Raw genomic sequence first — 11,299 nt, 5'->3', positions numbered from 1 at the left:
GTCGTTTCCATCGTAACTAGACCAGCTTTTGACATAAAGATATGTCCCGTCAGCGGCGATTACCCCGCAGGCCTCGGAGTTCTGGGGGGCAAAACGCTCTTCACGGGTGGAGGCTGAGGGCTGGGGAAGGCTCTCAATCTCTAAAACAACATCTCCGGGACTGGTTGAAGTATTTACATTCGCGGGTGTGCCGGCTTCAAAGTCAGCCTGAGAAGTTTGGTTCCATTCATAGGCATAACCAAGGGGAATTATAAAAAACATGAGATACGTGGTTAAAAACAACGTCTTTATGCTTAATCTTTTCATCTGCGCTTTCCTTTAAGGCTGCACAGCAATCGCTGCGGCATCCACATTCATTTTCACCACTTTCAATTTAATTCCCTCTCCTTTATAATACACTATGTCTTCAATGTTCGGGTCATTGTCATAATCATAAAGGTCATTACCCATATTCAAAAAACTCACCCCGTTTTTTAAAGAGGAATAAGCCTCTTGGTTAAAAACTATTTTCCCTTCGGGATATTCAATCTTGTAGCCTTTGATTTTTACTTCCGGGAATTCAATCTCTTCCGGCGGCGAACCGAATTCTATTGTTATCTTCCAGGTTTTGCCTCTTTTAGAGCTGATTTCCAGCACAATCTCATCACCCTGATGGGCACCGTTGATATTCACCAGTGAAAGCGCCTTGATATTATCGCTATCGGGAATCCCTATTTCACTGCCTTCGGTAATAATAATTCCCGAGCCGCGATTGCTTAAATTCCTGATATTTACAAAGGAAACAGCCTCTTTTACCTCTTCTTCTTTCCTTGAGACAACTATAATTTTAACCGCGGTGATTCGTTTCAACTGGCCGGTAGAAAGTTCAAGATTAGTATCTGAAGGTAAGATCGGCGCATTGGCATTGGCAAAATAGAAAAATTCGATTCCTTCTATTTCTACATCCGGGTTTCTTACCGGCACCTCGGTAATAATTCCCTGATAAACATAATATAATTTTTTCTCGGCGGTATCCCAAAAATACCGCATTCTTACCTCAGGCCCATAGCCCGGATCGGGATGATAAGTAAACTTCAGTTCAGTGCCAATCGGCAGGGATTGTTTAACAATAACGTAATCGTCCAGTCTTTCCGGTCCTATTTCCTTTCCGTAATAAAAAACAGTGCTCACCCTGCTAAACGCGCTTTCTGCGGGCAGTCTTGCCTCGACTATCGGTTTATTCGTCCCGGCCTTAAACTGCCTCTGGAGAAATATTTTATCCCCTCCGGATATAGAATACTCCAGTATCCGCGTATCTTTTTGTAGGGGGACAAAAACAATTTCATTGGCCGAGGCCCTGTAAATCTCCATTGCATCGCGTAAACCCTGCAGTTGGAAAGTTCCCTCAACAATTCTTCCTAAAATTGTCTGATTTACCTTATCGATAGACAGTTGGGCATTACCAAACCTCCAAACTTCCAGCGAACTGGCAAGCATTAAAACAACCGTTGAGGCGATAATCGAAGAAATCAATACCGCAATTAACAATTCTACCAGCGTAAATCCACGACTGCCTGAACTCTTCATTTTATCTTTTACTGTAAATCTTCAATCAAGGTAACCAGCCGGGCGACAGGTTTCTTCATATTATCAGTTTTAAATACCCGCACATGCACTTCTAAAGGGTCGGAGCCCGGAATAATAATCCTCTCCACCCTCCAGTCCTGCTTGTTTAAGGTCAAAGGAGGTTTTTCGGCAGGCGGGTAAAAAACGTTTCCTACAGCTGCCAGCTGCGCCTCGCTGTAATTAAGGTTTTTCATTTTCTCCATTTCCTCCCGTGCCAAGTCAAGAGCCGTGGCTAGATCACTGCTTCCGGCGACAGAAACCACACTGGTTGAAAATAACCTTAGTAACGGAAAAAAACAAACCGATATAATGGCAATGGTAACAAGCAATTCAATATAAGTAAACCCGCTATTAAGAGAAACCGGACCGGTTTTCCCTCTCATCAATAATTACCCGTATATACTATTCTTACAGTGCGTTCAATATCATTTGCTTCACCCGTGGAGATTATCGTCAGCACTTCAGGGTTGTGAATGACCCTGTAAGAACCTTCACCCAGGCAGGTTTTAGGAATATTTCCCAGGCCGTCGCGGTTAAAGTCTACGCCTTTTTTCAATTCCCATAAGGATTTACTGATTCCCGCCTCTGCTAAATAAAGCGCCTTTAAGCGGTCATATTCAACATAGGTATCGGTAAAGCGGGAAAAAACCATCAGCATCAGTGAACCGCCAAAAACAGTCAAAAAAAGCAAAACAATCAGGGTTAAAAAAAATATCGCCCCCCTCTGATTTATCCCCTCTTTAATCTTCATTACCAATCAGAGGGTTTTTGGCCGGCATTGTTTTTCCATGAATCATTCAGCTCGCTGATAACATTTATTACTATATCTGCCCTGTCCTTGATATACGCCCAACCGCCTTTACCGGTAAGAGGATCGGAAGATTTAATCGCAATCACTTCGTTACTGCCGGATGAAGAACTAACCATCTCGTTGGGTATTTTATCCAGGTAACTCTTTTGAATTCCCATATCCGAATAAGTAGTAGATAAAAGTTCATCTAATGATTCCGGATACTTACCCTCCTTTGCCCTGAATAAAGTAATTCTTCCCCGCAAGGTATCCAAATTGCTTTTGGTAGCCGCTACTCTCGCCTCCTTATCAAAGCCGACGAAATTAGGGATAATAGCGGCAGCCAATATCCCTAAAATAGTAATTACGATTAAGATTTCGATCAGGGTAAATCCATTTTTTGAACCGGCCATTTTCATTGCCTCCTTTCTTTATACTGCTGAATTAGATACGTCTATTTAAATAACTTTACCAGATTAAAAATCGGCAAAAGCACTGAAAGGGCGATAAACCCTACTATCAATCCCATAATAATAATCATTGCCGGTTCTATCAGCGAGGTAAGATTCCTGATCCCATACTCAATTTCTACGTCATAAAAATCAGAGACCTCGGTAAGCATCTCCTCGAGCTTACCGGTATTTTCGCCGGCGCCGATCATCTGAATAACCATCGGAGGAAATATGCCGCTGAGTTGAAGGGTTTCGGATAAAGACTGGCCTTCGGTAATTCCTTTCCGGCTTCCGGCAATTATCCGAAAAAGAACGCTGTTGTCAACGGTCCTGCCTACGACTTCAATTGAATATAAAAGCGGAATGCCGCTTTTGACAAGCAGGCCCAATAAACGCGTGAAACGCGAAATCAGGACTCTCAGGTAAAGAGCGCCGATAACGGGTAAGCTCAGCTTAAACCGGTCAAATTTATATCTGCCTTTTTCGGTTTTAACCCACCTGTAAAAACCTATAGCCGTTCCTGCCAGCAGAGCCAAAATAACATACCAGCGGTAACGCAAAACAGAACTAATTCCTAAAAGAATCTTTGTCGGCAGAGGCAGTTGTGTCCCTGCGGTTTCAAAGATATTAATAAATTTAGGCATAACAAAGGTAAGCAGAAAAAACACTATTAAAACAGCCATACTGATTATTACTGCCGGGTAGGTGACAGCAGCCCGAATTTTGTTCTTGATCTCGGCTTCGTGGGTGGCCAGCGCAGATAACCTTTCCATAATATTATCCAAAATCCCGCTTGTTTCCCCGGCGCGCACCATATTTATGTACATTTCTCCAAAAATAGAAGAATGCGCCTGGATGGCCTGGGAAAAGGAGCTGCCGCTTCTGATCCGTTCAACAACATCCTTAATTACTGCCTTAAGTTTTTTATGCCGCGTCTGTTTGAAAACCCCGGTAAGGCTGTCAAGCAAAGTTAAGCCCGACTTAAGCATGATCGAAACCTGACGGGTAAAAATTATTAAATCAAGATTGGAAATTCCCCTGAAACGATCGACAATCTTAAGCAGCTTAGAACTTCTTCCGGTAATATCCGTTATGGAAATTACATATAAACCTATTTTTTCCAAACCCGCGGATAACTTTTCCTCGCTGTCATACTCCAAAGTTGAACTAATTATTCCGCCTTTCTCATCCCGGACTTTGTAATTATAAATTGGCATAACCGAAAATAACCTTTAATAATTAAACTATTATCTTGATCCTGCGTCTGCGTTCTTTGCCTTGTCATAATAACGAATTATATGAGGCGTGATAAAAACCACCAGTTCTTTTATCTCCTCGTTTTCCCCTTTGCTCTGGAAAAGCATACCCAAGACAGGTAAATCACCCAATATGGGGATTTTTCTTTTTACAACCGAAGTGGTTTTTTTAAGTAAGCCGCCTATGGCTATTGTTTGTTCATCTTTAACGGTAACTACGGTATCGGCCTCGCGGGTATCAATCCTGGGCTGATTATCAATAAGAGAGGTCACTGAACTTACTTCCGGATGGATAGCCATGGTCACATAGTTATCATTGCTTATCCTGGGAATAACCCTTAATGTAATTCCTACGTCAATAAATTTGGTAGTTTCGGTAGTGCCGGTGGTAGTCTGGGTTTTTTCTTTATAGGGCACCTTCTCACCGATAATTATCCTGGCCTCCTGATTATTCTGGGCTATTATCTTGGGATTAGCCAAAAGATCGGCTTTCTGATTGGAAATTAAAGCATCAATCTTAAGGGATAAATCAACAGCATGCACTAAGGCCCCGGCAATGTCAAATTGAGTAAGAGGAAGTGAGGTAACCCCCGGCGCTCCCAGGACAAAAGTCCCTCCAATGCTTTCATCATCATCGCCGGCTTTAGACTGAAATAAATTGTTGTCGGTGTATGTCCCTCCCCACTGCAACCCTAATTCCTGCAGATCGGTTACGGTAATATCCACAATTTTGGCCTCAATCAAAACCTGCGGTATCCGGGAATCGAAATTCTCGATAAAGGTCTCTATTTCCTCAATATTAGCCGGTAAATCGGTAACAACTAAACGATTAAATCGTTCATCTATCTTAATCGTACCTTGTCCGGAAAGTAATTCGCCGGCAATCTCCTTACATACAGCAGCATCGATGTATCCTATATCGAAAATTCTAAAAATTCTGCCTTTTGAAAGGCTTTCTACGTAAATAATATCTCCCCGTCTTACATACCTATAACCGCTGATGCTCAAAATTGCCTTTAATGCTTCCTCCACGGTTACGTCCTTAAGCTTCACCGAAACCCTGCCCTGAACGTCTTTATCACAAACTATATTCAACCCATAGGAAGCGGAAAAACCGGAAATTAACTCTTTAAGGTCGGAATCCCTGAATTCCAGAGAAGTTTTTTTGCTCAATTTCTTTTCAATTTCTCTTTCGACTTCCCGCTTTGCCGTTCGCTCTGCCAACTCCCGGCCGGAAAATAATCTCCGGGGTATAGCCTCCGGCTCTATGGCCTCTATCCTCAGCAAATATTCCCGGGCCCTGGGTGTGTATTTTTTATCGGGCAGGTCTTTTTCAAATTCTATTATCTGGGAAAGATTCATCTGGGCCAACTGATAATTAGTTTGATGAAAGGCTAAAATCGCTTCATCGAAAAGTTGTTCCATCTCGGGATATGGCTGAACAAGCCCTGTCTCTACGGAAAAATGATATTTTTTCTCGGTAGCAGCGTTAGTAGCACAACCAGCCAAAATACCGGCTGTGGATAACAAAACGCACCCAGGCAAAAACCAAGCCGGTAGTTTATCTCGCAGATATGTTTTAAACACCGTTTACCTCCTCGTATAATAATTAATAAACCAATTTCAATTTTAACTTAACCTTTTCGCCTTTCCTTTTTAAAATTACTCCGTCCTCCAAAATTTCCAACACCTTCAAACCTTTTATATCATCACCGGCAATTACCGCCCTGCCGTCAATCACCGCAGAAGGCACATCTCCCCGCCAGATTACTCCGGATAAACCAAGATCCTTCAATTGGGGCAACCCGCTCTCTTTATCGGATATTAAGTATGAAGGAATGAAAGTGGTAAAAGGATCGAGCAATTTTGCTGTTTGCAGGTCTTCGGAATCTATCTTTGCCGGTCTTTGACTAAAAACAGAAGGTTTCTTCCTGCCGGGGCCCTGCAGAATTGCAGCTAACGACATCTGGGCATTAAGCAAAGGCAGAATATCAGGATCGGCTGTGAGCTTAAGGGACGTCACTTTGAGAAATCGGGAAACGTACTCTAACCTTTTAAGGTATGCTGTAATTTGGTTATATTTTCCGCTAAGAGAAATTGTTAAGGGCATTTTCTGATAAAAGTTTTTTTGCTCAAGCTCTCCTGCTTTCATAAATATAAATTCAAGGCTGTCTGGAACATGTTTGGCTGTAAGATACTTCAGCAGCTCTGAGGTATGATCTGTCCTGAACATCTCACTATAAATTGAATCCAGACCCCGTTCAAGCAGTTTAAAATCCTGCTTTACATCTTCCAACCTCTTTTCTAATCTTAAATAAGAAGGCGAAATCTGGTCTTCGGCTTTGAATGTTTTATCCTGAATTTCTCTTATCCGGGACCGCAGGCCTTTTATCCGGCAGCGATTTTGACAATGCACTGCCCGGTAATAACCTCCCCAGATTAAAATTGAAATTAGCAGAATAATCCAAATTTTTTCTTTTACTTTTAACGAACTAAATAGGCCCGATTTTAATTCTGCCATTCTAATTTATAACCCGCCGTCTAATGCAATTTGCCAATTATCCGGAACTCAATAATATCTTCTTCTCTTTCTTCCAGTTTCTTACGTTCCGTGGACCTAAATTCAACCTCGTTAAAAAGCGGAGAATTTTCCAGACTTTTTAAAAACTCGCTTACTTTTAAGTTGGAAAGCGTAAAACCCTCTATTGTTAAAATATCTTTATCTAAAAGTATCTTGTCTAACCATGTATTTTCAGAAGTTATTCTGCTTAATTCAATCAATACATCCGACCATTTAATTACCGCTTTTAATTCCTGCTCAAGACTGCTTTTTTCTTCTTTAAGTAAGACCGTTTTTTGTTCCCATTCCTCTATTTGCCCCTGAAGATGACTTTCACCCGCAACGGTGTCCTCCAGTCTTTTGACGGCGGCAATACACTTTTCTTCTGCTGTCTTTAATCTATCCTGCAAGTTACGAATTGTGGCAAATTGGGGAAAGGCATCGACAGCACAAAAAAACGCCACCAGCAAGGGTAAAAACAAAAGCTTGCTTAACAATACCCTGCTTTTAAACTGAATCGTCGGTTTTAGGACAATTTCCTCAGGGATGAGATTAATTCTCTGCATTAAATTATCTTTCTCAGGACTAAACCAATTACTACATCTAATTGTCCGGAAAACTCCTCGATTAACTTCTTGTCAATCTTATCTGCAATTTGTACATTCTTAAGAGAATCGAGTGTTTCCACCGGTATCTCCAAACGGAGATTTAAAAATTCCTTAAAATTTTTTATTTTACTGCCGCCTCCGCTGATTAGAATTTTATCAAGCTTTTGCGCGGCTGAACCAGATAACTGATAAAAATAAAAGTTAAGGGTATTATGAAATTCAGTGATTATTTTTTCCAGAGCAACCTGCATTGCTCTAAAAAACATTGATTCTTCCGAAGAAGCTTCCTTATTATCCCGGGAGGTAAGATAATGCCAATCTGTCATGGGAATACCAAATGTCTTTAATTTTTTTTCCGCTTCCTGAAAAGAAATGTTCAGATTATTGACCAGGGCAGACAGCAATTCATTGCTTCCGAACAAAATACTGCGGTTAAAATTCAAATTACCGTTGCTGACAAAGCTAAAAGAACTGTATCGGGCTCCAATGTTCAAAAGCATAATGACCTCTTCCGGTTTGTATTGATGATTTTCGAGGTAAGAAAAAACGAGTGAAAAATAGTCCGGTTCAATGACAATGGGTTTCAATCCGCTCTGTTTGACCAAATTAAATTGTGCCGTAATTATTTCCCTGGGAACAGTAATAGTCAGTATCTGCATCTGTTTAACATTCCTGTCTTCTTTCTCTCCTAAAATTACGAATCTGGCTATCTCTTTATCTAAATCAATTCTGTATTGTTGAACAAGCCTTTGCCTGATTGCTTTGGAAATTTCCTGCTCAGCCATCGGCGGTACTTTAACAACGCGGACGGTTAACAGCGGATTGCTGATTGCGCAATTTACAACTTCTCCTCCTGCTTGATGCTTTAGAACCATTTTTTTTAAAATCTGTTTTATATATTCGCTGCGCTGGGGGCCTGCGTTATGAAACCTGGAAGGGATAATTTCGCAGGAAAGTTTTATTAAAACAGGCTGTTCTTTTTCGTGGGACATCTTTAGCAGTTTTATGCAGTCTGTTCCGATATCCAAACCCCAGACATTTGTCAATTCCCGGGTGAAACCTAAACTCTTCATAAATGCGCTTGCCCAGGATTTGACTTTTTCTTTGATAAAAAGGCGGATATTTTTTATACTGCCTTTGGAAAATTTTGGTTTTAAAGACTCATCCGGGGGCATGGGCTTTTTTAGCGAAGTTGCCCGGAAAAGAGGTGAAAGCTTCCCGATCTGCTCCCGGGTTGATTTTCTGGAAAAAATAGAGAAAATAGGTTTTTTGAGCCTGGGTTCTTTCGATTTTTTCTCTGGAGGAATGTTTTTTAATACCGAGCTTATTCTTTTTTTAATTCTTTGATCCACTCTTTTTTTATTCATTCGACAATATTAAAAATTTCCCCGCAAAGATCTCTATAGTCTTTGGCGCCGGTTGATTTGCGGTCATAGACAGTAATCGGCCTGCCGGCGCTGGAGGCTTCAACAAGCGTTACATTCATATTAATGACCGAATTAAAAACCTTATTCTTGAAATATTCCCGGATACCTTCCAATATTTCTTTCCCAATATTGGTTCTTTTGTCAAAAAGAGCAGGAAGTATACCTAAAATTTCCAAGTGGTGGTTTAACCTGCTTTTTACTATTTCTATGGTGTTTAACAACTGCTTCATCCCTTCCAGTGGAAAATAATGCGTCTGCACCGGGATAAGGACATAATCGGCTGACGTGAACGCATTCACTGTTAAAAGACTCAGGGCCGGGGGACAATCAATCAGGACATACTGATATTGTTCAGCAAAATTACCGCTGCACAGGCTGTCTTTGAGTAAATTTTCCCGGCCGATAATATTTACTAATTCTATCTCGGCTCCTGACAGGCTAAGACTGGAAGGCGCAATGTCTAAATTAGAAAATGGGGTGCTAATTACTGCCTCCCTGAAACCAACAGCAGGTTTAACCAGAACCTCATACATTGATTTTTCCAATTTATGCGATTCTATGCCTAAACCAACAGTAGCATGCGCCTGAGGGTCAAGGTCAATCAACAAGACCTTCCGTTCTTTCTCGGCAATACAGGCGCTTAAGTTTATGGCTGTTGTGGTTTTCCCGCAGCCACCTTTCTGATTGGCTATAGCAATGATGGTTGTCCTTTTTTGTTTCATAAATATATCCCAGTTACGCAGTATTTAATATACAACAAATAAACCAACTTGTCTATTTTTATTATAAGACTTAATCATTTATGTTCTTACCCGCATACACCTCGTAGGTGTATACAAAAATCCTATACAAAACCCATATACACCTACGAGGTGTGTGTGGGTATTAGTGAATAAAAAAACCCGGGGAGTTCTCCCGGGCTTTTAACCTGTAACCTGCGGTTTGCAAGCTATTTATAGTTTACTTTATCTACTACTCTATTCTACCACTCTATTTCGTCATTCCACTCCCACTTAGGATCACCGCTTGATTATTTTATTCATTAGAACAGTCAACAAACAAAAAAGCCCGGGTTTTTGGCCCGGGCTTTAAGAGAATTTTATTCAACACTATTGTTCTAAATTATAACTCGCCCCATTCTTGTTCATGCCAAATCCAGCTAGGATCCCCGTCTTCAGCAGTGGGAATAGGCGCAGGAGAAATGACTATGTCTATTGGTGCATTGAATAATTGGTAGATTCCCAATTCTTCGGAAAGACACGGAAGAACTTCTGAAAGGTTCTCTTCCGATACCCCGCAGAACAAAAAGCTCATTTCTAAGTTACTGCCGCTAGGCAATTCAAAAAAGCCTACCCGAAGAGCATCTCTCAAATTAACAATTTCTGAAATATCTCTATCAATAAGGGTGCCGCTATTATCAATCACATAAAAATTAGCATCTAAGCGGAAACTGTGTATGTCATTCATAATCCCGTCAATCCCGCCCCAGAATTCAGTTGCTTCCTGGACAAAGAAAGGCTCGCTGGAGGGATCATTATTTGGAAAGTTATAGATAAACCAGGCCCCTCCGCCTACGTTCTCATTTAATACTGCCCCTGTTGTCCTATGTAACCACAGCCCATCAATTATTCCAAGAAACCCTTCTCCCGGTGATTCCACCACATCCCAATCAGCACCTAAATCGAGCGCACCACTACCAATTCCTAACATACAATAATCTATATATTGCCGGTATTTATCTTCTTCAAAAGATTCTCTTTCGCCAAATTTGGTAAACTCAAACAACAAATCACCAGTAGCAATACTATCAACAGTATTTCCGTGTGTAAGCGCAATTTTCATATCAGTCGGGATAGTATAATAACCTTCTGCTGCTGTATAAGTGGGATGCGTGCTGGTAATATAGGGGTCAGAATTATGTGTGGTCAAATAATCCTGCCAGGGCAGGTTTCGCAATTGACCGTTTTCAATCGGCCTGTTAAAATTAGTCCTCCAGTCTAAGGCTGTTAAGCCCGCTAAACTACCGGCAGAACTCCCTCTTAGGTTTACGGTTAAAAATTGCACTGTTTTTGCTGCCGGCCTTAGGATATACTGCTCCATTCTTACGCGAAAACCATGGCAATCGGTCATTACTTTTCCCATTTTGGCATCAGCTATCCGGGTCATGACATCATCCATTGCCCGCCAGCGGGTGTCTTCTCTGATGCCTACTACATCCTGCCAGAGCATATCTTTTATTTGATTTGGCGATAAGTCATTACCTTCGTACCCATCCCCCATAACCTCGGCAATATAATCAATATCTTCTAATAATTCAGGCGGTTCATACTCCTCAATTATTTCTTTTATTTCATCACGCACCCAGGGCAACTCCCACCAGCCGTCTATACCTTCAAAAGCAAAAACATTTTCTGCCCAGTCGTCCCATTTCTCTCCTGAAGGCGGAAATCCCGGATAATCACTTGCAGGTAGATTCCGATTTAACCCCAGCCCCAAAAACATATCAGCCAGTAAAAACAGCCTTATCGGATACCTTGTTTCCATTATATCATCGCCATCACCGGCATGATAAGGAAATGCATCGTCTACATTAGGTATTCC

The 11,299-nt window shown here is 41.3% G+C and carries 12 protein-coding genes; all 12 read right to left on the bottom strand.

The genetic code is table 11. The features are described from left to right. On the bottom strand, positions 1-306 hold a 306-nt coding region (locus tag U9Q08_02885; protein MEA3328660.1), incomplete at its 3' end, for a hypothetical protein. 12 nt (positions 307-318) lie between these two features. Next, the gene (locus tag U9Q08_02880; protein ID MEA3328659.1) at positions 319-1,566 is read right to left on the bottom strand and encodes a type II secretion system protein; all 1,248 of its coding nucleotides are present in this window, start codon (positions 1,564-1,566) and stop codon (positions 319-321) included. An 8-nt stretch (positions 1,567-1,574) separates the two neighbouring features. Next, positions 1,575-1,988 carry a type II secretion system protein gene (locus tag U9Q08_02875; protein MEA3328658.1) on the bottom strand — a complete coding sequence of 138 codons (414 nt, stop codon included), beginning with the start codon at positions 1,986-1,988 and terminating at the stop codon, positions 1,575-1,577. Beyond that, the gene (locus tag U9Q08_02870) at positions 1,988-2,356 is read right to left on the bottom strand and encodes a hypothetical protein (protein MEA3328657.1); all 369 of its coding nucleotides are present in this window, start codon (positions 2,354-2,356) and stop codon (positions 1,988-1,990) included. The genes U9Q08_02875 and U9Q08_02870 overlap by 1 nt, the downstream gene beginning before the upstream one ends. Then, positions 2,356-2,808: a prepilin-type N-terminal cleavage/methylation domain-containing protein gene (locus U9Q08_02865; protein MEA3328656.1), complete on the bottom strand. Its 453-nt coding sequence runs from the start codon at positions 2,806-2,808 to the stop codon at positions 2,356-2,358. Before U9Q08_02865 ends, U9Q08_02870 begins: the two co-directional genes overlap by 1 nt. Before the next feature lie 41 nt (positions 2,809-2,849). Continuing rightward, positions 2,850-4,064 carry a type II secretion system F family protein gene (locus tag U9Q08_02860; GenBank protein MEA3328655.1) on the bottom strand — a complete coding sequence of 405 codons (1,215 nt, stop codon included), beginning with the start codon at positions 4,062-4,064 and terminating at the stop codon, positions 2,850-2,852. Positions 4,065-4,094: 30 nt separating this feature from the next. Continuing rightward, complete coding sequence (locus tag U9Q08_02855; GenBank protein MEA3328654.1) at positions 4,095-5,690, bottom strand: secretin and TonB N-terminal domain-containing protein; 1,596 nt, start codon at positions 5,688-5,690, stop codon at positions 4,095-4,097. 22 nt (positions 5,691-5,712) lie between these two features. Next, positions 5,713-6,624, bottom strand: a complete 912-nt coding sequence (gene pilO / locus U9Q08_02850; GenBank protein ID MEA3328653.1) for a type 4a pilus biogenesis protein PilO — start codon at positions 6,622-6,624, stop codon at positions 5,713-5,715. Between the two features lie 20 nt (positions 6,625-6,644). Then, positions 6,645-7,229: a PilN domain-containing protein gene (locus U9Q08_02845; GenBank protein ID MEA3328652.1), complete on the bottom strand. Its 585-nt coding sequence runs from the start codon at positions 7,227-7,229 to the stop codon at positions 6,645-6,647. Beyond that, positions 7,229-8,638, bottom strand: coding sequence for a type IV pilus assembly protein PilM (gene pilM / locus U9Q08_02840; GenBank protein MEA3328651.1), 1,410 nt, complete (start codon positions 8,636-8,638; stop codon positions 7,229-7,231). The genes U9Q08_02845 and pilM overlap by 1 nt, the downstream gene beginning before the upstream one ends. Next, on the bottom strand, positions 8,635-9,420 hold the full coding sequence (locus tag U9Q08_02835) for an AAA family ATPase (GenBank protein MEA3328650.1): 786 nt from the start codon (positions 9,418-9,420) through the stop codon (positions 8,635-8,637). Before U9Q08_02835 ends, pilM begins: the two co-directional genes overlap by 4 nt. Positions 9,421-9,820: 400 nt before the next feature. Then, a partial coding sequence (locus U9Q08_02830) for a hypothetical protein (GenBank protein ID MEA3328649.1) occupies positions 9,821-11,299 on the bottom strand: 1,479 nt, incomplete at its 5' end.

It is taken from the genome of Candidatus Omnitrophota bacterium (assembly GCA_034717435.1).
Classification (GTDB): domain Bacteria; phylum Omnitrophota; class JAUWXU01; order JAUWXU01; family JAUWXU01; genus JAYELI01.
Note: the sequence above shows the minus strand (reverse complement) of the source record. Positions and strands in the feature narration are given on the sequence as shown.